The sequence below is a fragment of the Arthrobacter sp. MMS24-T111 genome (assembly GCF_054888995.1).
The window spans coordinates 3,791,686-3,818,128 of record NZ_JBTZRO010000001.1 but is presented as its reverse complement, the minus strand read 5'-3'; the positions used below and the strand labels follow the sequence as shown (position 1 = coordinate 3,818,128).

The following is a 26,443-nucleotide window of genomic DNA, read 5'->3' as shown; positions in this document are numbered from 1 at the left end:
CGGCCGCCCGGCGGTCAAGGCGCAGCAGGCCCGGCCGCGTGCGGGATACTTAACGGATGCAGCCACGCAGAATCGTCCTCCTCGGATCCACCGGTTCCATCGGCACCCAGGCGATCGACGTCGTCGACGGCGCCCCGCACCTGTTCGAGGTGGTGGCACTGAGCGCCGGTGGCGGCAACCTTGAACTGCTGGCCCGCCAGGCGGTCCACACCGGCGCCGCCGTGGTGGGCATCGCCGCCGGTGACCCCGGCCGGCTGGAGTCCCTTATCCGGGAAGCAGCCGCCGCCGCGGGCCGTCCCGGGTACCGCCCGGAGATCGTGGCCGGACCTGAAGCCTCGGCCCGGATCGCAGCGGTGGAAGCGGACGTGGTGCTCAACGGCATCACCGGTTCCATTGGCCTGGCGCCCACCCTTGCGGCACTCCGCTCCGGGGCCACCCTGGCCCTGGCCAACAAGGAATCGCTGATCGTTGGCGGCAGCCTGGTCAAGGCCGCGGCCAAGGAAGGCCAGATTGTTCCCGTTGACTCGGAACACTCGGCGATCGCCCAGTGCCTGCGCTCAGGGACGGCAGCCGAGGTGGACCGGCTCATCCTGACCGCCTCCGGGGGGCCTTTCCGGGGCAAGAGCCGGGAGCAGCTGCATTCCGTCACGCCCCGCGAGGCGCTGGCGCACCCCACCTGGGACATGGGGGTCATGGTCACCACCAATTCGGCCACCCTGGTCAACAAGGGACTGGAAGTGATCGAAGCCCACCTGCTGTTCGATATCCCGCTCGACCGGATCGACGTGGTGGTGCACCCGCAGTCCGTCGTCCATTCGATGGTCCAGTTCGTTGACGGCTCCACCATTGCCCAGGCCTCCCCGCCGGACATGCGGCTTCCGATTGCCCTTGGCCTGGGCTGGCCGGCCCGGGTACCCATGGCCGCGCCCGCCTGCGACTGGACCCAGGCCGCCACCTGGACCTTTGAACCCCTGGACGCTGCGGCCTTCCCGGCCGTTGACCTTGCCAAGGACGCCGCCAAGCAGGGCAGCACCTTCCCTGCCGTTTTCAATGCGGCCAATGAAGAGGCCGTTACGGCGTTCCACGCGGGCCGGATCCGGTTCACCGACATCGTCGATACCGTGGACGGGGTGCTCAGCGAACATTCAGGGTCCTCCGGGCTGACAGTGGAGTCGGTGCTGGATGCTGAAAGCTGGGCACGCGCCCGCGCCCACGAACGTTTAGCAGTCAGCAGTCTCTAGGAAGCAGCAGCACCTCCATGACCCCTGTCCTACTTTTCATCCTCGGCGTCGTCTTCGTGGCCGTCGGTATTGCCGTGTCCATCGCCCTCCATGAGGTGGGGCACCTGGTGCCGGCCAAACTCTTCAAGGTGCGCGTCACCAAGTACATGATCGGCTTCGGGCCCACCCTCTGGTCGCGCCGCAAGGGTGAAACCGAGTACGGCGTAAAAGCCGTTCCGCTGGGCGGCTACGTCTCGATGATCGGCATGTACCCACCCAACAAGGAGGACGGCTCGGTCCGGCCCTCCAGTACCGGGATGTTCCAGACGCTGGCTACGGAAGCCCGGTCAGTAGCCCACGAAGAGGTAGGACCAGGCGACCACGACCGCGTCTTCTACCGGCTGCCGGTCTGGAAAAAAGTGATCGTGATGCTGGGCGGGCCGGCCATGAACCTGATCCTCGGGGTACTGCTGACGGCCGTCCTCCTGATGGGATTTGGCATTGCCACCGCCACCACCACCATCTCCGACGTCTCCAAATGCCAGGTGGCCGCAGGGCAAACCGTCGATCCCGACTCCGCCGACTGCCAGCTGACCCCCGCGGCAGCGGCGGGGCTCAAACCCAATGACACCATCACCGCGTTCGACGGCAAGGCCGTCACCAGCTGGGACCAGCTGACGGAGTGGATCCGCGCCTCTGCCGGAAAGGAAGTGGCCATCACCGTTCAGCGGGACGGCGCTGCCGTGTCAACCACGGTGACACCGGTCCTGTCTTCCCGGCCCGTGATGGGCGCCGACGGGCGGCAGGCAACCGATGCTGCCGGCAACCTCCAGTACCAGGACGTCGGTTTCCTTGGCATCGGCGCGCAAACGGCGCTGGTGTCCCAGCCGGCGTCGTCCATCCTGCCCATGGCCGGAGAGAACATCCGCCAGGTGGCCGGCGTGGTGTTCAACCTGCCCGCCCGTGTGGTGGGCGTAGCCAAGGCCGCTTTCAGCGAGGAACCCAGGGACCCCAACGGCCCCATCAGCGTGGTGGGCGTGGGCCGGGTGGCCGGCGAGGTTGCCGCCATGGAAGCTGTCCCGCTGCAGTCCCGGCTCGCCACCCTCGTGGGCCTGCTGGCCGGCCTGAACTTCGCACTGGCGGTATTCAACCTCATCCCGTTGCTGCCGCTTGACGGCGGCCATGTGGCCGGAGCCCTGTACGAGGGCGCGCGCCGTGCCGTAGCCAGGCTGCGCGGCCGGCCGGACCCGGGAGCGTTCGACATCGCGAAACTGCTGCCAGTGACCTACGTCGTGGCGGCCTTGTTGATGGGCATGAGCGCCCTGTTGATCTACGCGGACATCGTCAAGCCCGTCAATCTGTTCTGATATCAGCCGATTTAGGCTGACTTTGCTAAATCAGTCAGATTTGATTGATTATTATCAATCACCCGCCTATGGTTGACCTATGTTCGTGATGACCATCGACCAGCGTGGCAGCACCGGTGACTTGGACCGGGTTCCGGGTTTCATTGAACAGATCGCGCGCCTCGAACCTGCGGGGGGCGGCAGGCCGGTTTTCGAGCGGTCGGTCGGCGACGAAGTCCAAGGGGTGGTGCGGGACGCTGATGCCGTCGTGGACATCGCCTTGCACGCCCTGCGCGAAGGGCACTGGTACGTCGGCATCGGTGTCGGAACCGTGACGCTGCCGGCTGGTGCCAGCCCGCGGGAAGGCACCGGAACCGCGTTCGTGGCTGCCCGCAAGGCCGTTGAGCGTGCCAAGGCTGCCGCTTCCCAGGTGCCGGTGTCAGTGGTGGCAGGCATCATGGCGGGGGAGCCAGGCGGGAGCGCCCCGACCGGGGAAGGGGAACGGACATGCGCCAAGGCCGAAGCTGTGCTCAGGCTGCTGGGCCGCCTGGTCCAGGAGCGCACGGAAGCCCAGTGGCGGGTGGTTGACGCGCTGCGGCACCTGGACGCCGGCACGCCCGGAGCCGGCCGGACCGGTCCGGTCCGGCATGGCAGCCAAAAGCAGGTGGCCCGGGAACTCGGAATATCGGAGCAGTCCGTGAGCCGTACCGTGCTTCGCTCCGGTTGGCAGGAAGAATGGGCAGCACGGCCGGCCGCATCGCTGCTGCTTGATCTTGCCCGGGCACAGGTGGTCCCGGCCGTGGAGGAAACCGAAGCCGGCGATGGAGGAGTCAAGTGACCGCAGTGTGGGTGGCCGTGGCCTTGGCGGTGGCAGGCTTCGTGGGATGGCCGGTGACGGCCGTGGTGTTCAAGCTTGCCAGGACCATCGACGACAAAGCCGATGCCGCCACGACCGCAACGGATGCCGGCTCCGCCGCCCAGGACCCGTCTGCCGACGTCACGGTGGACGGCGAGCTGACGGCGCAACCCGGGCCGCCGGCGTCGAACGGAACGGACGCCGCAGCGTCGGCTCCCGGCCAGCGCATCCTGCGCGGCGGCGCCATCATCGGCGTGCTGGAGCGGCTCGGTGTCTGCCTTGCCATCCTGGCCGGCCAGCCGGTCGCGATCGCCTACATCGTCGCCATCAAGGGCCTCGGCAGGTTCGCTGAACTCAAGGAGACCCCCGTGGCCGCGGAGCGCTTCATCATCGGAACCCTTACCTCCATGCTCTGGGCGGCAGGAACCGCAGCCGCCGCCAAAGTCCTTTTCCTGCAGTAAACGTCTACTTCGCCCCTGAACCTGGACAGCCTGGATGGGTGCGAAGGCAGGCATGGCGATAGGGTAGCCGTATGACAGTTTTTGCCGTTGAGTACGTTTACGCCGCCAACTCCACCGAAACCCGCAACGAGGTCCGGCCCGCGCACCGCGAATGGACAGGCGGCCTGGCGCAGGACGGCGTCATCGTGGCCAGCGGACCCTACGGCGACGGAGCCGGTGCCCTCCTGATCTTCACGGCAACAGACGAAGCTGCCCTGAACTCGATCCTCAAGCAGGACCCGTTTGCCGCGGCCGGCGTCATCGCCGGAACCCGCATCACAGAATGGTCACCGGTCACCGGCATGCTTGCCGGGCTCGCCGCGTAACCGCATCCCTACCCTTTCAACCCAAGGAGTCCACGTGACCTCGGTCAGCCTGGGAATGCCGTCAGCACCGCCGCCTGTCCTGGCGCCCCGCCGCAAGACGCGCCAGATCAAAGTCGGCTCGGTAGGCGTGGGATCTGATTTCCCCATCAGCGTGCAGTCCATGACCACCACGCCCACCACGGACATCAACGCCACCCTCCAGCAGATTGCTGAGCTGACGGCGTCCGGCTGCGACATCGTGCGTGTTGCGTGCCCGTCCGCAGACGATGCCGAGGCGCTGCCCATCATCGCCCGCAAGTCCCAGATCCCGGTGATCGCGGACATCCACTTCCAGCCCAAGTACGTCTTCGCCGCCATCGAGGCCGGCTGCGCGGCAGTGCGCGTGAACCCCGGGAACATCCGGAAGTTCGACGACCAGGTCAAGGAGATCGCGGCCGCCGCGAAGGACCACGGCACCTCGATCCGGATCGGTGTCAACGCCGGCTCCCTGGAACCGGGCATCCTCAAGAAATACGGCAAGGCCACCCCCGAAGCGCTCGTCGAGTCCGCTGTCTGGGAAGCGTCCCTCTTCGAGGAGCACGGCTTCCACGACTTCAAGATTTCCGTCAAGCACAACGACCCCGTGATCATGGTGGCCGCCTACGAAATGCTCGCCGAAAAAGGCGACTGGCCGCTGCACCTCGGCGTTACCGAAGCCGGCCCTGCCTTCCAGGGCACCATCAAATCCGCCACCGCGTTCGGAGCCCTGCTGTCCCGGGGGATCGGTGACACCATCCGGGTGTCCCTGTCCGCCCCGCCGGTGGAGGAAATCAAGGTGGGCAACCAGATCCTCCAGTCCCTCAACCTTCGTCCCCGCAAGCTGGAGATTGTCTCCTGCCCCTCCTGCGGACGCGCCCAGGTGGACGTCTACACTTTGGCCGAGCAGGTCACCGCCGGGCTGGAAGGGATGGAGATCCCGCTGCGCGTCGCCGTCATGGGCTGCGTGGTGAACGGTCCGGGCGAGGCCCGCGAAGCCGACCTCGGCGTTGCATCCGGAAACGGCAAGGGCCAGATCTTTGTGAAGGGCGAGGTCATCAAGACTGTCCCCGAAAGCCAGATTGTTGAGACACTGATCGAAGAGGCCATGCGTATCGCGGAAGAGATGGGGGAGGCCGATGGCGAAGATGCTGTCAAGGGTAGCCCCGTGGTTAGCGTCTCGTAGGGACGATCCCGACCCTGCGGGCATTTCCGTCCGAACGCTTGACGGCCAAGACACCGCGGCGCTGACCAGTTTGGCGCAGCTGGATCCCGTCACCAATGTGTTCATCCTGGCGCATTTGCGCGCCACGGGCACCGCGGCTCCCACCGCCGGAGGCGCCGGTGTTCTCGGCGTGTTCGACAACGGCGTCCTTGCCGGTGCCTGCTGGGCCGGGGCAAACCTCGTGCCGGTCCAGCTGGACCCCGCGCTTGCGCCGCTCGTGGCCGGGGCCGCGAACACCTCCGGACGCAGGTATGCGTCCGCCTTTGGGCCTGCGGAGGCAGTGCTGGCCCTTCATGCGGAACTCGCCCAACTGGGCCACCGTGCCCACGAAGTGCGGGCGGACCAGCCGCTCATGGTCATCGCGGAGAAGCCCCGGGTCCAGCCCCACCCGGGTTTGGCCCAGGGCAACCTGGCCGACTTTGACCGCATCCTTCCCGCCTGCGCCGCCATGTTTGAGGAAGAAGTGGGATACTCGCCATACTTGGGCGGCCGGGAGTTCTACAGCCGCCGGGTGGAAGGACTCATCAGGCAGGGCCACTCCCTGGTCCACTTGAACGAGGCACATGAGGTGGTTTTCAAGGCCGAACTGGGGGCCGTCACCGCGGACGTCACCCAGGTCCAGGGTGTATGGATGAATCCCCGCTACCGCGGCCAGGGCCTGAGCTCCGGCTACATGTCCGCCGTGGTGGAAAAAGCGCAGAAGATCGCGCCCGTGACCAGCCTGTACGTCAACGGCTTCAACACCAAGGCCCGGTCCACCTACGAACGTGTCGGCTTCCGGCAGGTGGGTACGTTCGCTACAGTTCTTTTCTAGCGGCGTCCGCCGGAGGAGAACTGAAAATTGGGGGAAAAATGAAGAAGACCGTGCTGGGAACATTCGGGGCTTCTGCCCTCCTGGCCATGGCGGTATCCGGGTGCGGGGGACCGGCAGCCCCGCAGGCCGCAGATTCCTCGACCGCAACGCCGGCGGCGTCACAGACCAAAGCCGCCCCAACCCCCACGGCAACGCCCACGCCTACTGCCAAGGCCTATACGTCCGAGCAGCTTGCTGCCATCGTGGGGCAGGTCAGGGACTCGGCGGACCGCAGGCTGACCGTCCTGCCCGCCGTTGATATCACCAAGACGCTGGACCAAACCAAGACCATGCTCGCGTCGATCGACGTCAAGCCCGCGGAGTGCAAGGAACTCGCAGCTGCCAGCGCCGTGCCGAACGTGGATGGCGCCACCATGGCCATCGGCATGAGTACCGACGCCGGCACCGGCGCGGCGACCGCGCTATCGCTGATCGCCGGCCTGGACCAGAGCCTGCTGGGCAAGGTGGCCAGCTCCGCGGACCAGCTGGCCAAGTGCTCCTCCATGACCATGACGGCCTCGGGCATGGAGGTCTCGGTCACCGTGAAGGCCCTGCAGGGCGTAGGCTCTGTTCCCGGCGTCTTCGCATATCGTACGGACGCCACCTTGCCGGACGGCCGCACGCAGTCCACGGTCACGGCGCAGGCTGTGCAGCAGGGCGTGGTGCTCACCTCCGTCGCTTCCGGGGGCGCGAGCGAGGCCGACGCCGTCCAGCGGGCCGGTGCGCTCCTGGACTCGGCTGCCGCCCTGGTCAAATAGGCCCAGTGAGGTAGCGCTGCACCGTGGGTGCCACCAGCCGCACCACATCCTCCGCGGATGCTGACGCGAGCGGTTCCAGCCGCACCACGTAGCGGACCATCATCAAACCCACGATCTGGGTTGCCACGAGGCTTCCGCGCAGCGCCACCTCCTGCGGCGGCCCGGGAACCGAAGCCGTGATCCTGGTGATCACCCGGCGTGCCACCGCCTCCCGAAGCAGCGACGTCCTGGCCGTGGACCCGATGGTTCCGCGCAGGAAGGCCAGGAGGCCGGCCTGGGCGGGGCTTTCCCAGAGCCGGAGGACCGTGCGGACCATCAACTCGGCCCGCTGGTCTGGGTCCGATTCCGCCATGCCCGCAAGGACCTGCTCCGGCTCGGCAGGCAGTTCCACGCTGAGGGCAAAGAGTTCGTCCTTGCCGTTGAAGAAATGGTGGATCATGGCCGGGTCCACGCCCGCGGCACGCGCCACCTGGCGCAGGCTGGTCCCGTCAAAGCCGTGCTCGGCGAAAAGCCTCCGGGCGGCGTCGAGGATGTGGTCGCGGGACGCGGTCGTACCCCCGCGGCGTCCGCGGCGCGCGGCGGAACCCGCCGGGCGGCCAGCGGAATTCGCCGGGCGGCCAGCTGGATTCCCTGCCGGATCCGCTGGTCCGGGAAGGTCACGCTGTTCGCCTGCGAAGCGTCAACGCGGCAAGCACCAGCACGCCGAGCGAGATCCCGGCCATGGCCGCTGCGTCCTGCCACAACCGGCTGGTGGCCTCAGCATGGGCGGCGACCTCTTGGAGGGCGTCCACGGAGTACGTCAGGGGGAGCACGTTGGAGATGGCTTCCAGTACGTCATTCATCCGGTCCCGGGCAACGAACAGGCCACACAGCAGGATTTGCGGCACCACCACCACCGGCATGAACTGGACGGCCTGGAATTCGGTCCTGGCAAAGGCCGAACAGAACAGGCCGAGCGCGACGCCCAGGACGGCGTTGATCACCGCGATCAGCACCACGTAGCCCGGGGCGCCGGCGATGTCCAGGCCAAAAATCCAGTAGGCCACCGCTGTGGCCACGAGTGACTGGAGCGCGGCCATCAGGGAGAAAGCCACGCCGTACCCGAACAACAGGTCCGCCTTGTGCACCGGCGTGGTGAGCAGCCGCTCCAAGGTCCCGGACGTGCGTTCCCGCAGCATGGTGATGGACGTGACCAGGAACATCACCACGAACGGAAAGATGGCCAGCATCATCAGGCCAACCCGGTCGAACGTCCGGGGAACACCCGGCGGCAGCACCTCATTCTCATAGAGGAAGTAGACCGCCGTGAGCAGCAGCGCCGGCACCACCAGGATCAGGGCGATGCTGCGGTGGTCGTGGCGGAGCTGGCTGAGCACCCGGCGGGTGGTGGCGAACATCATCAGGATGTCCATCAGTGCACCGTCCCCTCCGGGCGGGAGGATGCCACGGCTTCCGGTTCATCGCCTGTCCCGTCGTGGTCCGCGTTCCGGATGATGGCCAGGAAGGCCTGTTCCAGGTTGCTGCTGTGCCCGCGCCTGCTGAGCTCGTCCGGAGTGAGCTGCGCGAGGAGCCGGCCCTCCCGCAACAGCAGCAGCGTGTCGCAGCGGCTGGCCTCCTCCATGACGTGGCTGGAGACCAGGAGGGTGGTCCCGGCCCGCGCCATGGCCCGAAACCGTTCCCACAGGTCGGCCCGGAGGACGGGGTCCAGGCCGACGGTGGGCTCGTCCAGCACCAAAAGGCGGGGGTGGGCCACCAGTGCGCAGGCCAGGGAGACGCGGTTGACCTGGCCGCCGGAGAGGTCGGCGGTCTTGCGGCGTGCCAGGGCTTCGAGGCCGACGGCGGCAATCGCCTCGGCCACGTCGGCTTTCCCCTTCCGGTGCATGGCGCCGAAATAGCGGACGTTCGCTTCGACGGTCAGGTCCGGGTAGACGCTGGGGGACTGGGTGACGTAGCCAACCTGCCGCCGCAGGGTGGCGCTGCCGGCCGGCAGGCCCAGCACCTCGACCGTGCCGCCGGCTATGCGCTGCGCGCCCACGATGGTGCGCATCAGCGTGGTCTTGCCGCTTCCGGAGGGTCCCAGCAGGCCGGTGATGCGTCCGGCGGGAATGCTGAAGTCCACACCGGCCAGCACGGGGCGCCGTCCCAGTTTCACGGTCAGTGCCGACGCTATGACGGCCGCGGTGTCCTGCCTGCGGGCTGCCGCCAGGGGTGCTTCAGGGTGGGACATGCCGCCTCCGTCGCTGCCGCAGGGCCTCCCCCGACGGACCCGCCGCGGGAATTCATCACCTGGTGAATTAAATGTAGGACGGGGCGGACAAGGGGGCAAGGGAATCCTGCGGCGCAAAAACACTTGTCAAACGTGTTCACCATCACATAGGTTCAATCTAGCTGCGCTGGAAGTGGGGTGGGCGGTCTCACCAGTCCTCACCAGTACTTAGGCGATAACGGCGTTGGGCCACGCCCGGATGCGATGACCAGCCTCACTGGGGGGCCAGGGGCTTTGTATTTTCCGGGCGTGGCCCTACTGTTTCCCGGCATGGCGGGCTTCCCGGCCCCGTGGGCTGCCCGGCCAGTCAGTGCCGCAGGGTGTGTGCCGGTAGATTAGTACCCAGACGAATTGTCCGGCCCTGCTGACCCAGCACTTCCCCAGAAACGGATACCACCCGTGGTCCTACGACTGTCCCAGCTTTTCCTGCGCACGCTGCGCGAAGACCCCGTCGATGCCGAGGTTGCCAGCCACAAACTGTTGGTCCGCGCCGGCTACATCCGCCGTGCGGCTCCCGGAATCTACACGTGGCTTCCGCTGGGACTGAGCGTCCTGCGCAAGGTCGAGGAGATCATCCGCCAGGAAATGGCCGCCATCGGCGCCCAGGAAGTGCACTTCCCGGCACTCCTCCCGCGCGAGCCGTACGAGGCCACCAACCGGTGGACCGAATACGGTGAGGGCCTGTTCCGGCTCCAGGACCGCAAAGGCGCCGACTACCTGCTGGCTCCCACGCATGAGGAAATGTTCACGCTCCTGGTCAAGGACCTGTATTCCTCCTACAAGGACCTTCCGCTGAGCCTGTACCAGATCCAGAACAAGTACCGTGATGAAGCACGCCCGCGTGCGGGCCTCTTGCGCGGCCGTGAGTTCATCATGAAGGACTCCTACTCCTTCGATGTCGACGACGCCGGCCTGGATGCCAGTTACGCAGCCCACCGGGGCGCCTACCTGAAGATCTTCGAGCGCCTGGGCCTCGAGGTAGTTCCGGTGGCAGCCACCGCCGGTGCCATGGGCGGGTCCAGGAGCGAGGAATTCCTGTTCCCCACGGAAATCGGCGAGGACACGTTCGTCCGCTCCGCCGGCGGCTATGCAGCCAACGTCGAGGCCGTCACCACCGTGGTTCCTGACGAGATCGACTTCAGCAAGGCCCCGGCCGCGGAAGTCCTGGACACCCCGGATACGCCCACCATCGACACCCTCGTAGCGGCTGCGAACCAGATTGCCCCACGGGCAGAAGCCGACGGCGGCGCGTGGGCTGCCGCTGACACGCTCAAGAACGTGGTCCTCGCCGTGACGCTGCCCACGGGTGAGCGGCAGCTGGTGGTCATCGGTGTTCCCGGCGACCGCGCCGTGGACCTCAAGCGCGTCGAAGCCAACATCGGCGCGTTCCTGCCGATCGCGGGCGAGATCGGCCTCGAGCAGGCCGGCGAAGAAGACCTCAAGAAGCAGCCCCTGATCGTCAAGGGCTACCTGGGCCCCGGCCTGTCGCTTGACCAGCCGCTGCTGGGCGCGGAGAGCGCCACCAAGCTGCTGTACCTGGTGGACCCGCGCGTGGTCAACGGAACGGCATGGATCACCGGTGCAAACGAGGCAGGCAAGCACGTCTTCGGCCTGGTGGCGGGCCGCGACTTCAGCTGGGACGGCGTGATTGAGTGCACCGAAGTCCGCGCAGGGGACCCCTCACCTGACGGTTCGGGCCCCCTGGAGACCGCCCGCGGCATCGAGATGGGCCACATCTTCCAGCTCGGCCGCAAGTATGCCGAAGCCCTTGACCTCAAGGTCCTGGACCAGAACGGCAAGCAGGTGGTGGTCACCATGGGCTCCTATGGCGTCGGCGTCACCCGTGCCGTTGCCGCACTGGCCGAAGCCAACCACGATGACCGCGGCCTGGTCTGGCCCCGCACCGTGGCTCCGGCCGATGTCCATGTCGTGGCCGTGGGGCGTGGGGAGGAAATCTTCCAGGCAGCGGAAAAGCTGTCCGCAGAACTCGAAGAGGCCGGTCTCTCCGTCATCTACGACGACCGCCCCAAGGTCTCGCCCGGCGTGAAGTTTGGCGACGCCGAGCTCGTGGGCGTGCCCACCATCCTGGCCGTAGGCCGCGGACTGGTGGACGGCGTGGTGGAGATCAAGGACCGCCGCAGCGGCGACGCCGAGAACGTTGCCGTGGATAAGGCCGTCGACTACGTGGTCAACGCCGTCCGCAACCGGTGATCTCCGGCTTCGAGTCGATCCAGCTCACCACCATCATCCTGATCGTGGTGGCTGGGTTCGCAGCCGGCTGGGTTGACGCGGTAGTGGGCGGGGGAGGCCTCATCCAGCTTCCCGCGCTGCTGCTGGTTCCCGGCATCGCGCCCGTGCAGGCGCTGGCCACCAACAAGATGGGCTCCATCTTCGGAACCGCCACCAGTGCCGCGACGTACTACCGGCGGGTGGGGCCGGACCTTCGGACCGCCGTCCCCATGGCAGCCATAGCCCTGGCGGGCAGTTTCGGCGGCGCCAGCCTGGCCGCTTCCCTGCCCGCCGGGGTGTTCAAACCGATCATCGTGGTGGCGCTGGTCGCCGTCGCGCTCTTCACCGCTCTGAAGCCCAATGTGGGCGAGCTGACGGCGCTGCGGCACGACGGCCACAAGCACTACGTCGTCGCCTGCCTCATCGGTGCCGTGATCGGCTTCTATGACGGACTCATCGGCCCCGGGACGGGGTCTTTCCTGGTGATCGCACTGGTGTCTGCCATGGGCTACGCGTTCCTGGAGGCCAGCGCCAAAGCCAAGATCGTGAACATGGCCACCAACGCCGGCGCGCTGCTGTTCTTCCTGCCGCACGGGTCCATCCTGTGGGGCATCGGCCTGCTGCTTGGGGCGGCCAACATGGCCGGCGGCTACCTTGGCGCCCGTACCGCGGTGAACCAGGGCAGCAAGTTCGTCCGGGTGGTCTTCCTGGTGGTTGTGGCCGCGCTGATCGTCAAGCTCGGCTACGACGTCTGGCAGGACAACTTCGCCTGACCGGTGCGCAAAACTGCTCCTCGTGGCGGAACCCGCCCGGGCGTAGCATGCAGGTATGGCACCCGGGGATGACGAGTATGCACCGGCACTTGCGGCCGCGGCGAGGCATACCCAGGCCTGGCTGGCCAGCCTTCCCAGCCGGCCGGTGGGGCCCAGCCTGCACGCCTCCGAGCTTGCCGGAGCGTTTGGCGGCCCGCTCCCGGACGCCGGCATGCCGGCCGCAGGGGTCATCGACCTGCTTGCCGCCGCGGCCGAACCAGGACTCATGGCCATGCCTGCCGGCCGGTTCTTCGGCTGGGTGATCGGCGGCACCCTTCCCGCTGCCCTTGCCTCGGACTGGCTGGTCAGCGCCTGGGACCAAAATGCCGGCCTGCGCTATGCCACACCGGCCACGGCTGCCATCGAGGAAGCCGCCGGTAGCTGGCTGCTGGACCTGTTGGGGTTGCCGGGCGCCGCGGACGTCGGGTTCGTCACCGGCGCCACCATGGCGAATTTCACTGGCATGGCTGCCGCCCGGTGGCGGCTGCTGACCGACGCAGGCTGGGACCTTGACCGCGACGGCCTGTCCGGCGCGCCACGGATCCGCTGCTTCGTGGGCAAGGAGCGGCACGACACCGTGGACCTTGGCCTGCGATACCTGGGGCTGGGACAGCCGATGGCGGTGGACGTCGACGGGCAGGGGCGCCTGGTCCCTGCCGCGCTGGATGCCGCCCTCGCGTCCGGCACGGGACCCGCCCTGGTATGCCTTCAGGCCGGAAACCTGCACTCCGGCGCCTTTGACCCCTTTACGGACGCCATCGCCGTCGCGCGCAAGCACGGGGCGTGGGTACACATCGACGGTGCGTTCGGTTTGTGGGCGGCGGCCGCACCGGAACTGCGGCACCTCACCGCAGGCTTCGAGGAAGCAGACTCGTGGGGCACCGATGCCCACAAGACCCTGAACGTGCCCTACGACTGCGGCATTGCGATCGTCCGGGACGCCGCGGCGCTCCGGTCCGCCATGGGCCTGCACGCCAGTTACCTCGTGCACGATGCCGAAGGCCCGGGGGACCCGTTCGAGAAGGTCCCGGAGCTGTCGCGGCGCGCCCGCGGAGTGCCGGTCTGGGCAGCCCTGAAAAGCCTGGGCCGCGAGGGGGTCGCAGCCCAGGTGGCCGGTCTCGCGGCTGCCGCCGCCGCGATCGCCGACGGCCTCGCAGCGCTGGACGGCGTGGAGGTCCTCAATGACGTCGGCTACACCCAGGTATGCATCGCGTTCGGCGACGACGAGACAACCCGTGCGGTGACGGCCCGCATCATCGAGGACGGGAAAGTATGGATGTCCGGTTCGCGCTGGCAGGACCGCGACATCCTCCGGGTCTCCGTGAGCAACTGGCATACCGGCGGTGAGGACGTCGCCACCGCCGTGGAGGCCGTCCGCTCAGCCCTGGCCGCCGTGCGGACTTCGTGACCATTCCCGGGGCGGGACGTACCGGCCGGCTGCCGGCTCCTATCCGCCCTGGCCCGGCTCCGGCAGGGAATGGGGATGCGGCAAGCCCTCCAGGGTGCCCCCGGCCAGCGTGCTGGCAACCCACAGCGACCGGGCCAGGTCGCCGTGGTGCCCGTGCGCGGCGTACCACAGCGCGTTGTCCACCTCCCTGGCGATGCCCCATTGCCGGGCCGCGTCCGGGTCGAGGCCGGCGGCCGTGCTGAAGTCGTGGCACCGCCGGAGCAGGCCGCGGCCGGCGTCCTTTGCCGGCAAGTCCGCGAGGCGGTTCCACAACAGGGGCGCGACGGCGAATTCCGGCTCGCCGATCATTGGCTGCGGGTCGATGGCCGAGTAACCGTCCCGCCGGTGTGGTCCATCCGGTGCCGCAGTGCCGGGACGGGCGAGGACATTCAGGAAATGCAGATCCGTGTGGACCAGTAGGTCCCGGGCAGACCCCCGGCCCACCGCGCCCCGGGTCTGGCACACCTCCAGGGCTGCTTCCAGCAGCCAGCGGGGAAAAGGCTGTCCAAGCTGCTCCCAGTCCGCGGGAAAGTCGTCGCTCCACTGCTCCGCCCGCGCTGCGATGTGGCCGAACTCCAGCCACTGCGGGCGTTCGTCCGGGACCAGCCCCAACTGCCGGACCAGGGCGCCCCAGATCGGGACGGCGTCGTCCACCGGCAGGACAGCCAGCGGCCGGCCGGCGTCAAGGCGTTCCAGGAGCATGGCGCATGATCCGGTGTCCGAGGCCAGCAGGGCCACTGCCCCCTGCCCGTTCCAAAGCGCCAGCGCATGGCGTTCCACCGTGGCCTCGTCGTGGGGAAAGGCGATCTTGAGGGCCGCGGGGGAGCCGTCGTCCCGCCGGACCGGGACCACCATGCCGCCATGCCCGCTCCATGGGAGGCCGCCGGGTGCCAGGTCGACCTCAAGGCCCCACTGCACCAGGCGATCCTCCACCAACCCGGGCAAGGCGCCGATCCAGGCCCGGCCGGCGCTGGTGCGCGTGTACCGGGACTCCAGGTCCGGAGGGATGGAGACTGCCTGCGTCCTGGTCACCGGGTCAGACAACGCCCGAGGCGCCGAGCAGGTTGCCGATGAGGAACGTCGCCGCCAATGCCAGCGCCCCGCCCACCACCACCCGGACGGCTGCCTTGGTTCTTGAACCGCCGCCAATCCAGGCCCCCAGGGCTCCCGTCAACGCCAGGGCCACCAAAACCGACACGAAGGTCAACGGGATCCGGCTTCCGGCGGCGGAAGGAGGATCGCCAGCATGGGCAGGATGGCGCCGATCGTAAAGGCAAGCGCCGAGGCGAACGCCGCGTGCCAGGGACTGACGATATCTGTTTCGTCAATGTTCAGTTCCGCGGACAAGTGTGCAGCCAGCACATCATGGGCCGTGAGTTCCCGGGCCACCTTGGCAGCAGTTTCAGGTGTCAGGCCCTTGGCCTGGTAGATGGCGGTCAACTCGGCCAGTTCCTCGTCCGGTTCTTCCGCCAGTTCCCGGCGTTCCTTCTCGATGAGGGCCCGCTGGCTGTCGCTTTGGCTGCTCACGGAAACGTACTCACCCAAGGCCATTGACACCGCACCGCCCACTACGCCGGCGACGCCCGCCGTGAGGATGGGGCCGGATGCGGCGGTGGCACCTGCCACGCCCACCACGATCGCCGCCACGGAGACGATGCCGTCGTTGGCCCCCAGGACACCGGCGCGCAGCCAGTTCAGCCGGTGCGCTATATCGTCGCCGTGGGGTTCGGTCCCACGGTGGCGGGTCAGCCCCGGGGTGTCCGGGGTGGTGCCCCGGGCGTCAGCCGGTTCGTCCGTGTTCATGCCTTCAGCAAACCACCCCGGACGCTCCGGTGCCACCCCTCCGGCACGGTCCCCTCCAAGCGGGCGCATTGGCAGTCAACGGGGCGCAGTTCGCGGTCAGGATGGTGTGGGGGAGTTCGTGGTGGATTCGCCGACACGAAGCGCGGGCAGTTGACCCACGTCCAGGATGAGGCCTGGAACCGGACCCGGGTCTGCGCCCCACCGCGCGGCCCGGACCGCCGTCGACTCCAACGCCCCCAGTGCCCAGGCGCGGTCCTGGCCCTGGGTCAATGCCACAGCATCGCCGTAGGCCGCCAGGGTTGATGCTTCGATCCGGCCCAGCCCCGCCGCAGGTGCGGCCAGGAAGCCGCCATCGAGGATATAGCCCGGCTGCTGCGGCACGGGCACTCCGCAGGCGAGCCGGAGGCGTGCGTCCGCGGACGCGGCAAGGTTTTTGTGCCGGCCCAGGAATTCCGACGCCGGGCCCGCCTCCGCCGGCGCGAGGCGGGGGAGCGCCGCCTGGTAGGCATAGATGGCCTGCTGCTCGGCGACGGTTACGGCTGCCAAAGCCTGGCGCGCGCCGGCAGGAGCGCCGGGACCGGTGGACTCCGGCGCGGCCGCCGTGGCCGGTGGTGCCACGCACGGTGACGCGCTGGAGGCAGCCCCGGATACGTCCCCGTCCGGCCCAGCTGCCATGCCCTGCGGCGCCGGCAGCCCGGCCGCTGCAGCGAGCCTGCCGGCGGCCAGCAGCTGGGCGGTGCCGGTCCCGGCCAGGAGGCGGGCCGACCCGCCGTCGGCCTCTCCTGCGTCCCTGATGCGGACGCGGCCGCTCGCGGCGAGTGCCTGGACCATCTCTGCCGCCCCCTTGGCAGGGATGGCAGGGGCCGGTGACGGGGACGCCGACCCCTGCGCGCCGGCTTCGGGGGAAGGGGACTGGAGCGCCCTGGCCTGGATGGTCAGCAACGTCACAACAGCGTCAACCGTAGCGGAATCCACGGCACCGCTGGCCGCCAGGCCCTGTCCCGCAGCCCGCAGTTCCAGGGCGTCCGTGAGCGCCGCCGCCATGGCCCGCTCCGAAAAGGAAGGAACCGCCGGCGCGGGCTTTTCCGCGGGAACCAGGGCGAAACCGAGGCTCAGGACAACCAGCGCCGCCAAGGCGAGGGCGGCAACACGGAACGGACGCAGGCGCGGGTGGCTGTCGGGGCGGCGGTCATTCACAACAGACCATGGTGTCACGCTGCGGGGGACCCCGGTGCACCACTGGACCGGTAAAATAGCTACGCTAGTAAACACACATCATCTATAGGGAGGGCGGCCGGCATCGTGAGCAATGCAGAAGCCACGGCTTCACCAGACCACACCGGTACGGGAAGCGGATCCGCACCGGCCCACAACCCCGAAGCCGCCCGGCTCCGGGCTCTTTTGGAGCCCGCCGTCCAGGCCAACCGGCTCTACCTTGAGGACGTGGCCATCAACATCGCCGGCTCGCACCGGGTGGTCAACGTCGTGGTGGACCTGCCCCAGGAGGAAACGGGCGGTGTCAGCCTGGACGTCATTGCCGACATCTCGAAGGTGCTCTCCGACGTCCTGGACAGCGACCCCAGTGCCGACACGCGCCCGTACGACCTCGAGGTGTCCTCACCCGGCGTCGGGCGCCCCCTGACCGAACCACGCCACTGGCACCGTGCCCGTGGCCGGATGGTCAAGGTCAACGTGGTCCAGGGTGAGAACGTCACCGGGCGCATCCAGTCGGTGGGCGACGACGGCGTGACCCTGGTCCCGGAGGTCGCCGTCAAGAAGGGCATGAAGCCCCGGCAGGGCGAACCCGTAAAGCTTCCTTTCGACAGGATCCGCAACGGAAAAGTCGAGATCGAATTCAGCCACCTCTCCGAAGATGGTCTGGAACCTGAACACAATGGACCTTCCGAGGAGGCCTGATGGATATTGACATGAGCGCACTGAGGCTTTTGGAGCGTGAGCGTGAAATCCCGCTGGACCTCCTGATCCCCACCATCGAGCAGGCGCTCCTGGTGGCCTACCACAAGTCGCCCGGCGCCTTCGAAAAAGCGCGCGCCGAGCTGGACCGCAAGAGCGGCCACGTGACCATCTGGGCTGTCGAAATCGACGACGACGGGGCTCCGATCGGCGAATTCGAGCACACCCCCGAGGGGTTCGGCCGGATCGCTGCCAGCACCGCACGCCAGATCATCCTGCAGCGGCTCCGCGACGTCGAGGATGACAACGTCCTGGGCGAATTCAAGGGCCGCGAGGGCGAACTGGTGTCCGGCACCATCCAGCAGGGCAACAACCCGCACATGATCCAGGTCAACCTCGGATCGCTGGAGGCGCTGCTGCCGCCGCCGGAGCAGGTCCCCGGGGAAAAATACATTCACGGCAACCGCCTGCGCGCCCTGGTGATCGACGTCCACCGCGGCACCAAGGGTCCGTCGGTCACGCTGTCCCGCTCGCACCCGGGCCTGGTCCGGAAGCTCTTCGAACTCGAAGTGCCCGAAATCGCCGACCACTCGGTGGAAATCGTTGCGCTGGCCCGCGAGGCCGGACACCGCACCAAGATTGCCGTGAAGGCGAACACTCCCGGGATCAACGCCAAGGGTGCGTGCATCGGGGAAATGGGGTCGCGGGTCCGGGCCGTCATGACTGAACTCAACGACGAAAAGATCGACATCGTCGATTTCAGCGAGAACCCGGCGACCTTCATCGCCAGCGCCCTCTCGCCGTCGCGCGTGAATTCCGTCACCATCACCGACGAAGCCACCCGGTCCGCCCGGGTGGTGGTCCCCGACTACCAGCTGTCCCTGGCCATCGGCAAGGAAGGCCAGAACGCCCGCCTGGCGGCAAAGCTGACGGGCTGGCGGATCGACATCGTCTCCGACGCCGCGGCCCCCCGCGACAAATAACGTCCAGGGCAGGGTGGCCGCCGGACTCCGGCAGCCACCCGGTTTCGGGCAGAATGGCCCAAAGGGGCTAGAATAGATAAGACCGCGCCTAACGGCCGGCAGTCGTGTGCCCTGTGCATGCCAGTTTTCCGGGACTCCGGAGGCGGGCATTCCAGGGCCAGCAGAATGAACGTCAGGACGATGACCGTGGCAGAAGTGCTTTCCACCGGGAGTCAGCCCGAACGTACCTGCATCGGATGCCGGAAGAAAGGCCTGCGGTCGCAGTTGCTCCGGCTCGTCGCCGAAGGCAGCGGGTCAACCGCTGTCCTGGTGGATGAACGACGCCGGATGGCTGGCCGGGGTGCTTGGCTGCACCCCAACGAATCGTGCCTGGCTCTGGCGATCAAGCGGCGAGCATTCGGACGTGCCCTTCCCGGCGCGACCGGGACCGCCGCAGTTGAACGCCGGATCACGTCAGGCCCGGCCGTTGACGTCGCCACGGCGGCTGCAACACCAACCGTCCAACCTGAAAGCGGGTCAGAAATCTGATGGAAACCCGATGAGTTCCCAGCGATGAGTGCGTAACGATGACAACTTTGTTGCGCTCTGCAATGGGCCCTTCCGCAGTATCAGCGGCTGGGGTCCGCAGTAAGAAGTAGACGGTTCGTGCCTGGCTCGGTGCGGACCGAGACAGGAGAAATGTGGCCAAGGTCCGCGTACATGAGCTCGCCAAAGAGCTCGGTATAACTTCCAAAGATGCAGTGACAAAACTGCAGGAACTGGGCGAATTCGTTCGCTCCGCCTCATCCACCATTGAGGCCCCCGTTGTGCGGAAACTGCGCAACGCATTCCCGGACGCCGCTGCCAAGTCGGCAGCCCCTGCCGCGACGCCCGCAGCCGCCCCCAAGGCGCCCGCACCCGCAGCAGGATCACGTCCTTCAGCACCCGCGCCCGGCCCGGCTGCGCCCAAGGCCCCGGCCCCCGCGGCAGAAGCACCGGCCGCGCCTGCCCAGGCTGCCCCGGCAGCTCCCGCAGCTGAAACCCCGGCGCCTGCCGCCCCCGCGGCTCCGTCCACGGGCGCCAAGCCCGGCGCCCGCCCTGCCCCGAAGGCAGAGACCCCGGCTCCCTCCACCCGTCCAGGTGGTTCCACGCCGGGTGCTTCCGGGCCCCGGCCCGGCGGTCCCCGCCCGGGCAACAACCCCTTCGCCACCTCACAGGGCATGCCCCGTGGCCGCGGCGGAGACGGTGAACGCGCTCCGCGTCCGGGCAACAACCCGTTCGCCACCTCCCAGGGCATGCCCCGTCCGGGCGGCGGCCGCGATGGCGACCGTCCCGGCGGACCCCGTCCCGCCGCCGGTGCCGGCGGACCCCGTCCCGGTGGGCCGCGCCCCGCAGCCGGTGCCGGTGGGCCCCGTCCCGCAGCCGGCGCCGGCGGACCCCGTCCCGGCGCCCCGCGTCCCGGCGGTCCCCGCCCCACTCCCGGCATGATGCCCAACCGCACCGAGCGTCCCGCACCCGCAGGTGCCGGCCGTCCCGGCGGCGGCCGCGGGCCCGGACGCCCAGGCGGCGCTCCCGGTACCGGTGGCCCCGGTGGCGGCGGCGGTGCTCCCGCCGGTGGTGGGTTCGGCAAGGGCGGCCGCGGCCGCGGTGGCACCCAGGGTGCCTTCGGCAAGGGCGGCGCAGGCCGTGGCAAGCAGCGCAAGTCCAAGCGCGCCAAGCGCCAGGAACTTGAGCAGATGAGTGCCCCGTCGCTGGGTGGCGTGAGCGTACCCCGCGGCGACGGCAACACTGTGATCCGGCTCCGCCGCGGCTCGTCCATCACGGACTTCGCCGACAAGATCGAGGCGAACCCCGCTGCACTGGTGACCGTGCTGTTCCACCTTGGTGAAATGGCTACCGCCACCCAGTCCCTGGACGAAGACACCTTCGCCCTCCTCGGCGAGGAACTGGGCTACAAGCTCCAGGTCGTCTCCCCGGAAGACGAAGAACGCGAGCTGCTCTCCAGCTTCGACATCGACTTTGACGCCGAGCTCGAAGCCGAAGGCGATGAGGAACTTGAGGCACGTCCTCCGGTAGTCACCGTCATGGGCCACGTCGACCACGGTAAGACCCGACTGCTCGATGCCATCCGCAAGTCCGACGTCATGGCGGGCGAACACGGCGGCATCACCCAGCACATCGGTGCCTACCAGGTCACGCACAACCACGAAGGCGACGACCGGAAGATCACCTTCATCGATACCCCGGGCCACGAGGCGTTCACCGCCATGCGTGCCCGAGGTGCCAAGGTCACCGACATCGCCATCCTGGTGGTCGCAGCGGACGACGGCGTCATGCCCCAGACCGTTGAGGCGCTCAACCACGCCCAGGCGGCCAACGTGCCGATTGTCGTGGCAGTGAACAAGATCGACAAGGAAGGCGCCAACCCGGAAAAGGTCCGCGGCCAGCTGACCGAGTACGGACTGGTTCCCGAGGAATACGGTGGCGACACCATGTTCGTGGAAGTTTCTGCCCGCCAGAACCTCCACATCGACGAGCTGCTCGAGGCCGTCCTGCTCACCGCGGACGCTGCCCTGGACATGCGCGCCAACCCGAACAAGGACGCCCGCGGTATCGCGATCGAAGCCAACCTGGACAAGGGCCGCGGTGCGGTTGCCACCGTCCTGGTGCAGTCCGGCACCCTGCGCGTCGGCGACACCATCGTGGCAGGCACGGCCCACGGCCGCGTCCGTGCGATGTTCGACGACGACGGCAGCGCCCTGACCGAGGCAGGTCCGTCCCGCCCCGTGCAGGTGCTGGGTCTGTCCAACGTCCCGCGCGCCGGTGACACCTTCTTCGTGACCGCTGACGAGCGCACCGCCCGCCAGATCGCCGAGAAGCGTGAAGCCGCCGACCGCAACGCCGCCCTGGCCAAGCGCCGCAAGCGGATCAGCCTGGAAGACTTCGACCAGGCCGTCGCCGAAGGCAAGATCGACACCCTCAACCTCATCCTTAAGGGTGACGTGTCCGGTGCCGTGGAAGCCCTCGAAGACGCGCTGCTCAAGATCGACGTCGGCGAAGGCGTGCAGCTGCGCGTCATCCACCGCGGTGTGGGTGCCATCACCCAGAACGACGTCAACCTGGCAACGGTCGACTCCGCCGTCATCATCGGCTTCAACGTCAAGCCCGCCGAGCGGGTTGCCGAACTGGCAGACCGCGAAGGCGTGGACATGCGCTTCTACTCCGTCATCTACGCAGCAATCGATGACATCGAAGCAGCCCTCAAGGGCATGCTCAAGCCGGAGTACGAAGAAGTCCAGCTGGGCACCGCCGAGGTCCGCGAAGTATTCCGCTCCTCCAAGTTCGGAAACATCGCCGGCTCGATCGTCCGCTCGGGCATCATCCGCCGCAACGCCAAGGCACGCGTCACCCGCGACGGCAAGATCATTGGTGACAACCTCACGGTCGAGTCGCTCAAGCGGTTCAAGGACGACGCCACCGAGGTCCGCACGGACTTCGAATGTGGTATCGGTCTTGGCTCGTACAACGACATCACCGAGGGCGACATCATCGAGACCTTCGAGATGCGCGAGAAGCCGCGCGTCTAGGCTGTCTGTTTCGGGGCCGTCGGGATCTCCCGGCGGCCCCCGCTTTCCGCCGTAAAGGGGGCCCCGCCCCTACGACGGGTGGCCGACGATCTGCGATCGTCAGCCACCCGTCTCCGGCAGGCCCGATGCCACTCCCGGGCCCCCTTCACGGCTCCAAAGCGCCGCCGGAAGATCCCGACGGCGTCGTCCCTGGCTTACCATGGCGCGCACCACCCGGGGCGACGTAATCGCCCAAGTAGCGGCGTCGCCCTCGTACGTCCCTTATTTTTTTCTTCTTATAGGAGTTATTCATGGCTGATCCGGCACGTGCTGCCAAGTTGGCGCAGCGGATTAAGGTTGTTGTTGCTGAAGCTCTGGGCCGGAAGGCCAAGGATCCCCGGCTTGAGGGCATCACTGTTACCGACGCCCGGGTGACCAATGATCTGCAGCATGCCACTGTCTACTACACGGTGTTCGGCGACGAGACTGTCCAGGTCGACGCCGCCAAGGGGCTTGAAAAGGCCAAGGGCGTGCTGCGGCAGGAAGTCGGCCGGAACATCACCGTCCGGTTGACCCCCACCTTGGAGTTCGTGGCAGACCAGATCCCGGTCAACGCTTCGAACCTTGAGGAACTGCTTCGGGAAGCCCGCAAGCGTGACGCCGAAGTGGCCGCGCTGGCTGCCAATGCGCAGCATGCCGGCGACGCCGACCCGTACAAGGCTGATGTGTCCGACGACGTCGACATCGACGAAGACGCCTTCGACGAAGAGGATACCGACCTCAGCAGCGACGGCGACGTCGACGAGGACAGCAACAAGTAGGACGTGAGCAGGGCCCGGGAGCTGATCCCGGGCCCTGCGGCTTTAACCCATCAGTGCTGCATCCCTAGTGCAGGTCAGCCTTGATGACCTTCCCGGACGGCGGCTGAGAGGGATCCCCGAGCGCGTCAGCCGTGGCGTAGAGCGTGTTGCCGCTGATGTCGACGTCCGCGGGCATGTTCACAGCCAGGAACTGGGAACGGCTGCCCTCACACGTGAATTTCAGGATTTCGCCGCCGAACAGCGACGCCACATACACATCACCGTTGCCGGCGACCGCCAGGCCCGTGGGGCTGAGGATGTGGTCCGCCCAGAGGTCGGTGTCACCGTTCCACGGGTTGATCTTGAAGATCGCACCGCGGGCGCCAAGCTCCGGTCCTTCCGGTCCGCCCGGCAGGGACGTCACATACAGCATCCCGTCCGGGCCGATCGCCACATCGGTAGGCACGGGCTCAAAGGCGTACTTGTGCCCCACCACGCAGTCCGGAACCGTCATGGTGTTCCCCTTCATGTCCACCGGGATCTTCAAACCCGCCGGAATGGTGGCCGGCCGTGGCGGCAGGACAGCGACCGTATCGATGTCACCGTTCTCCAGGTTCACCTTGAGCACGGCGTTCATGCCGGCGTCGGCCACATAGGCGGTGTCATCCTTGACCGCCAAGGCATAAGGGTGGGAGTCCACCGTGCCTTTGTACTTGGCCGGCGGGAACGCGGGCCAACCGGCCAGGCACTGATCGCTGACGTCACGGCCAAACCCGTAGTGCTGGTCTCCGTCCGGGTTGTGCCGGCGTTCGTAGTCGGCAAAGTTGGCGATCGTGTCCACCTCGCCCTTGGCGTCGATCGACTTGAGGTATCCGTGCAGCGCGGCGGGGTCTCCCTGGCCGGCGCCTGAACTTTCAAGGTAATACGTGGTGCTGCCGTGGGTATCGGAGCCGGCAACCTCCCAGCCCGGGGGCGTCTCCGTCGCCAGGTCCTTCGTGGAGTTGTCCTTGCCGATGCGGGTGAGTTTCCCGGCAAAGTCCTGGGACACCAGGACCGATTTTCCGGCCGCTGCCGCGACGTGCAGGGGAGAGACGAGTCCATCTGCAAGGACGTCGTAGTCGTGTGTGCGGGTGGATGCGGAGGCGGGGCCAGCGGACGCCATGGCGGCGGCGGTGGCCGCGATACAGGCTAAGAGTGCGAGTCTTTTCTTCATTGGGTTCTCCGGGTGCGGGGCCCTTGACGGGCTGGATAGGAAGCCTCCGAAGAGGCAAAATGTTCCCCCGCGCGCAAGCGTAGGCTCCTACCAGCGGGTAGTCGTTGGGGGAATCCCCCCTGCGTTGCCCCCTTTCTATCCCCCAACAGCGCCCACGTGGCTAGGATCGTGCTATGACCTCGGACGAGCACGGCATCCCCTCCACGTACCTCGAGCAGGCAGTGGAGCTGGCAACGCGGAACGTTGGCCTGGGCGGGGGACCGTTCGCTGCCGTGGTGGTGACCCCCGACGGGAAAGCCCACGCCGGTGTCAACCGCGTCACACGGGACAACGATCCCACCGCCCATGCGGAGGTCGTGGCCATCAGGGCAGCAGCGGCGGCAACGGCAAACTTCGACCTCACCGGATCGGTGCTCTACGCAAGCTGCGAGCCGTGCCCCATGTGCCTGGCCTCAGCCTTATGGGCCAGGATCGGCCATGTGTACTTTGCCGCAGACCGGCACGGGGCGGCGGCCGCGGGCTTCGATGACGCCCTCTTCTACGACTACTTCAACGGCACCCGGCCGGACCTGATGCCGGTCACCCGGGGTGACATCCCGACGTCGGACCTCCCCTTCCAGGCGTGGGGCGCCTTCGCCGGCAGGACGGACTATTAGCCATGGAAACTGCACTTATCGCCTGCCCGGCCTGCGGAAAGACCAACCGGGTGCCGGTCCGGGCAGCCGGGCATCCACGCTGCGGCAACTGCAAGGCGGACCTCCCGTGGATTGTCTCTGCAGGCGACGCGGACTTTGCCGCCGTCGCCGAGCAATCGGCGGTGCCGGTCCTGGTGGACTTCTGGGCCGCATGGTGCGGGCCGTGCCGGATGGTCAGCCCGGTCCTGGACAAGCTGGCGGGGGAGCGGCCGGGAAAGATCAAGCTGGTGAAGGTGGACGTGGACACGTCTCCCGGCTTGTCGCGGCGTTTCGATGTCCAAGCCATTCCGACGCTGATGGTGATCGTGGACGGCAAGGTAGTGGCCCGCCAAGCCGGCGCCGCACCGGCGGAGGTGCTGCGTTCCTGGCTGGACCGGGCACTCGCCGGCGCCCAAACCTGACGCCGGCCGCCGGGTCTTGCGGGCGCCGCTACCGGGACGCGGCGGGCAGCCGCGACACGCCCTCGACGAGTTCCTGCTTCCGGCCGCACAACGCGATCCGCACCCAGCCCTCGCCAATGGAGCCGAATGCGGTTCCCGGCGCCAGCGCCACACCGGCGTCCGCCAGGAAGCGCCGCACCCACGCCCGCACGTCGCCACCGGTCGCGTGGGACAGATCGGCCCACAGGTAGAACGCACCCTGCGCCGGGAGGAAACGGATCCCCTTGGCAGCCAGGACCGCCGAGGCCGCGTCCCGGTTTTCCCGGTAATGCTGATGGGCGTGCCGGACGTAGTCCTGCGGCCCGGTCAGGGCGGCGAGCGCCGCGTACTGCGGGGCGGACGCTACACAGGACACGATCGACTCCATGACGTTGTCCATTTTCTGCTTGAGGCCCGGCGGGCAGATGAGCGCGCCAATCCTCAGTCCGGTGAGGCCGTACGTCTTCGACAGCGTCAGGGAGGTGAACACGCGGGCCCCTTCCGGGGTGCCGGCGTCGAACCGTGCCGGGCTCACGTGGGGCACGTCGTAGGTGAACGCCTCGTAGCACTCGTCGGAGATGACCCAGAGGTCGTGTCGGCGGGCCAGGTCCATCAGGTCGCGGACCAGGTCCTCGCCCAGCACGGCCCCCAGCGGGTTCGACGGGGAGTTGAGCACCAGCACCCGGGTGCGGCCGGTGATGAGGGCTTCGACGTCGGCCACCCGGGGTTGGAAGTTGTGGTCCGGGTGCAGCGGGTACTGCACGGGCACGGCATTGAGCAGCCGGCTGGTCATGGCAAAGGTGGGATAGCCCGGGTTGGGGATCAGGATCTCGTCGCCCGGGGAGAGCAGCAGGCTCATGGCGAAGTGCAGGCCCTGCTGCGCGCCGGACACCACGTAGACCTGGTCGGCCCCGACATCGACGCCCTGGTCCTGGCGGAACCTGGCCGCGAACGCCTCGCGCAGGGCCGGGATGCCCGCGTTCGGCGTGTAGTTGGTTTCATCGCGGTCCAGGCAGGCGATGCCGGCGTCCAGGACATGGCGGGGGAGCGGGAAGCCGGGCTCGCCGATGCTCAGCACCAGCGCGTCCGGGGTGCGCCAGGCGGCCTCGGTGATCTCGCGGATCTGGTTGACGGGCACGTCGCGGACGTGGGCGGCAAGCTCGGGCATGCCAGCCATCCTAGCCGTCCACGTCCGCCCTCCGCATGGCGTGCGGGCGC

At 68.0% G+C, this 26,443-nt stretch carries 25 protein-coding genes and 1 pseudogene; 18 read left to right on the top strand and 8 right to left on the bottom strand.

The genetic code is table 11. From position 1 onward, the window contains the following. The first annotated feature begins 56 nt into the window (after nt 1-56). The 8 genes from dxr (at nt 57) to ACX5I6_RS17855 (ending at nt 7,099) form a co-directional block, all read left to right on the top strand. Nucleotides 57-1,241, top strand: a complete 1,185-nt coding sequence (gene dxr, locus ACX5I6_RS17890; RefSeq protein ID WP_461841342.1) for a 1-deoxy-D-xylulose-5-phosphate reductoisomerase — start codon at nt 57-59, stop codon at nt 1,239-1,241. Nucleotides 1,242-1,258: 17 nt separating this feature from the next. Continuing rightward, entirely contained in the window at nt 1,259-2,587 is a 1,329-nt protein-coding gene (locus ACX5I6_RS17885) for a M50 family metallopeptidase (protein ID WP_461841341.1), read from the top strand. Between the two features lie 79 nt (nt 2,588-2,666). Beyond that, entirely contained in the window at nt 2,667-3,404 is a 738-nt protein-coding gene (locus ACX5I6_RS17880; RefSeq protein ID WP_461841340.1) for a MarR family transcriptional regulator, read from the top strand. Continuing rightward, nucleotides 3,401-3,883 carry a hypothetical protein gene (locus ACX5I6_RS17875; RefSeq protein ID WP_461841339.1) on the top strand — a complete coding sequence of 161 codons (483 nt, stop codon included), beginning with the start codon at nt 3,401-3,403 and terminating at the stop codon, nt 3,881-3,883. Before ACX5I6_RS17880 ends, ACX5I6_RS17875 begins: the two co-directional genes overlap by 4 nt. A gap of 71 nt (nt 3,884-3,954) precedes the next feature. Beyond that, nucleotides 3,955-4,248 (top strand): YciI family protein, encoded by a 294-nt coding sequence (locus ACX5I6_RS17870; RefSeq protein ID WP_018763461.1) that lies wholly within the window; start codon nt 3,955-3,957, stop codon nt 4,246-4,248. A 34-nt stretch (nt 4,249-4,282) separates the two neighbouring features. Then, nucleotides 4,283-5,449, top strand: a complete 1,167-nt coding sequence (gene ispG, locus ACX5I6_RS17865; RefSeq protein ID WP_018763462.1) for a flavodoxin-dependent (E)-4-hydroxy-3-methylbut-2-enyl-diphosphate synthase — start codon at nt 4,283-4,285, stop codon at nt 5,447-5,449. Beyond that, nucleotides 5,412-6,302, top strand: a complete 891-nt coding sequence (locus ACX5I6_RS17860) for a GNAT family N-acetyltransferase (protein ID WP_461841750.1) — start codon at nt 5,412-5,414, stop codon at nt 6,300-6,302. The genes ispG and ACX5I6_RS17860 overlap by 38 nt, the downstream gene beginning before the upstream one ends. 38 nt (nt 6,303-6,340) lie before the next feature. Beyond that, nucleotides 6,341-7,099, top strand: coding sequence for a hypothetical protein (locus ACX5I6_RS17855; RefSeq protein ID WP_461841338.1), 759 nt, complete (start codon nt 6,341-6,343; stop codon nt 7,097-7,099). Here ACX5I6_RS17855 and ACX5I6_RS17850 read toward each other — a convergent pair. The 3 genes from ACX5I6_RS17850 to ACX5I6_RS17840 form a co-directional block, all read right to left on the bottom strand. Beyond that, nucleotides 7,092-7,631, bottom strand: a complete 540-nt coding sequence (locus tag ACX5I6_RS17850) for a TetR/AcrR family transcriptional regulator (RefSeq protein WP_461841749.1) — start codon at nt 7,629-7,631, stop codon at nt 7,092-7,094. The genes ACX5I6_RS17855 and ACX5I6_RS17850 overlap by 8 nt on opposite strands. 124 nt (nt 7,632-7,755) lie before the next feature. Then, nucleotides 7,756-8,499, bottom strand: coding sequence for an ABC transporter permease (locus tag ACX5I6_RS17845; protein ID WP_461841748.1), 744 nt, complete (start codon nt 8,497-8,499; stop codon nt 7,756-7,758). A gap of 11 nt (nt 8,500-8,510) precedes the next feature. Next, complete coding sequence (locus ACX5I6_RS17840; protein ID WP_461841337.1) at nt 8,511-9,326, bottom strand: ABC transporter ATP-binding protein; 816 nt, start codon at nt 9,324-9,326, stop codon at nt 8,511-8,513. A gap of 438 nt (nt 9,327-9,764) precedes the next feature. Here ACX5I6_RS17840 and ACX5I6_RS17835 point away from each other — a divergent pair, with 438 nt between their 5' ends. The 3 genes from ACX5I6_RS17835 to ACX5I6_RS17825 are packed head-to-tail and all read left to right on the top strand — an operon-like array spanning nt 9,765 to nt 13,814. Next, nucleotides 9,765-11,576, top strand: a complete 1,812-nt coding sequence (locus ACX5I6_RS17835) for a proline--tRNA ligase (RefSeq protein WP_461841336.1) — start codon at nt 9,765-9,767, stop codon at nt 11,574-11,576. Further along, nucleotides 11,573-12,367, top strand: a complete 795-nt coding sequence (locus tag ACX5I6_RS17830; RefSeq protein WP_285248118.1) for a sulfite exporter TauE/SafE family protein — start codon at nt 11,573-11,575, stop codon at nt 12,365-12,367. Before ACX5I6_RS17835 ends, ACX5I6_RS17830 begins: the two co-directional genes overlap by 4 nt. A gap of 55 nt (nt 12,368-12,422) precedes the next feature. After that, complete coding sequence (locus tag ACX5I6_RS17825; RefSeq protein WP_461841335.1) at nt 12,423-13,814, top strand: pyridoxal phosphate-dependent decarboxylase family protein; 1,392 nt, start codon at nt 12,423-12,425, stop codon at nt 13,812-13,814. A gap of 39 nt (nt 13,815-13,853) precedes the next feature. Here ACX5I6_RS17825 and ACX5I6_RS17820 read toward each other — a convergent pair whose 3' ends face one another. The 3 genes and pseudogenes from ACX5I6_RS17820 to ACX5I6_RS17810 all read right to left on the bottom strand — a co-directional run bounded on the left by ACX5I6_RS17820 (nt 13,854) and on the right by ACX5I6_RS17810 (nt 16,853). After that, nucleotides 13,854-14,885: an aminoglycoside phosphotransferase family protein gene (locus ACX5I6_RS17820; RefSeq protein ID WP_461841334.1), complete on the bottom strand. Its 1,032-nt coding sequence runs from the start codon at nt 14,883-14,885 to the stop codon at nt 13,854-13,856. A gap of 4 nt (nt 14,886-14,889) precedes the next feature. After that, a pseudogene (locus ACX5I6_RS17815) lies at nt 14,890-15,656 on the bottom strand (VIT1/CCC1 transporter family protein). A 96-nt stretch (nt 15,657-15,752) separates the two neighbouring features. Beyond that, nucleotides 15,753-16,853: a DUF4439 domain-containing protein gene (locus tag ACX5I6_RS17810; RefSeq protein WP_461841333.1), complete on the bottom strand. Its 1,101-nt coding sequence runs from the start codon at nt 16,851-16,853 to the stop codon at nt 15,753-15,755. A gap of 105 nt (nt 16,854-16,958) precedes the next feature. Between ACX5I6_RS17810 and rimP the strand changes: the two genes are divergently transcribed. From rimP to rbfA, 5 genes are all read left to right on the top strand, one after another. After that, nucleotides 16,959-17,573, top strand: coding sequence for a ribosome maturation factor RimP (gene rimP, locus ACX5I6_RS17805; RefSeq protein ID WP_387453709.1), 615 nt, complete (start codon nt 16,959-16,961; stop codon nt 17,571-17,573). After that, entirely contained in the window at nt 17,573-18,553 is a 981-nt protein-coding gene (gene nusA, locus ACX5I6_RS17800) for a transcription termination factor NusA (RefSeq protein ID WP_018763475.1), read from the top strand. The genes rimP and nusA overlap by 1 nt, the downstream gene beginning before the upstream one ends. Nucleotides 18,554-18,670: 117 nt before the next feature. Next, nucleotides 18,671-19,081, top strand: coding sequence for a YlxR family protein (locus tag ACX5I6_RS17795; protein ID WP_461841332.1), 411 nt, complete (start codon nt 18,671-18,673; stop codon nt 19,079-19,081). A 152-nt stretch (nt 19,082-19,233) separates the two neighbouring features. After that, nucleotides 19,234-22,119, top strand: a complete 2,886-nt coding sequence (infB, locus tag ACX5I6_RS17790; protein ID WP_461841331.1) for a translation initiation factor IF-2 — start codon at nt 19,234-19,236, stop codon at nt 22,117-22,119. A 290-nt stretch (nt 22,120-22,409) separates the two neighbouring features. Further along, on the top strand, nt 22,410-22,919 hold the full coding sequence (gene rbfA / locus ACX5I6_RS17785; RefSeq protein ID WP_461841330.1) for a 30S ribosome-binding factor RbfA: 510 nt from the start codon (nt 22,410-22,412) through the stop codon (nt 22,917-22,919). Between the two features lie 64 nt (nt 22,920-22,983). Here the strand turns inward: rbfA and ACX5I6_RS17780 are convergent, their stop codons facing one another. Next, entirely contained in the window at nt 22,984-24,111 is a 1,128-nt protein-coding gene (locus ACX5I6_RS17780; RefSeq protein ID WP_461841329.1) for a ScyD/ScyE family protein, read from the bottom strand. A 173-nt stretch (nt 24,112-24,284) separates the two neighbouring features. Here ACX5I6_RS17780 and ACX5I6_RS17775 point away from each other — a divergent pair, with 173 nt between their 5' ends. Next, nucleotides 24,285-24,767: a nucleoside deaminase gene (locus ACX5I6_RS17775; protein ID WP_461841328.1), complete on the top strand. Its 483-nt coding sequence runs from the start codon at nt 24,285-24,287 to the stop codon at nt 24,765-24,767. Between the two features lie 2 nt (nt 24,768-24,769). Next, on the top strand, nt 24,770-25,207 hold the full coding sequence (gene trxA / locus ACX5I6_RS17770; protein WP_461841327.1) for a thioredoxin: 438 nt from the start codon (nt 24,770-24,772) through the stop codon (nt 25,205-25,207). A 28-nt stretch (nt 25,208-25,235) separates the two neighbouring features. On the opposite strand, the gene ACX5I6_RS17765 is transcribed toward trxA, so the two are convergent. Then, nucleotides 25,236-26,393: a pyridoxal phosphate-dependent aminotransferase gene (locus ACX5I6_RS17765; protein WP_285248105.1), complete on the bottom strand. Its 1,158-nt coding sequence runs from the start codon at nt 26,391-26,393 to the stop codon at nt 25,236-25,238. Nucleotides 26,394-26,443: the final 50 nt, after the last annotated feature.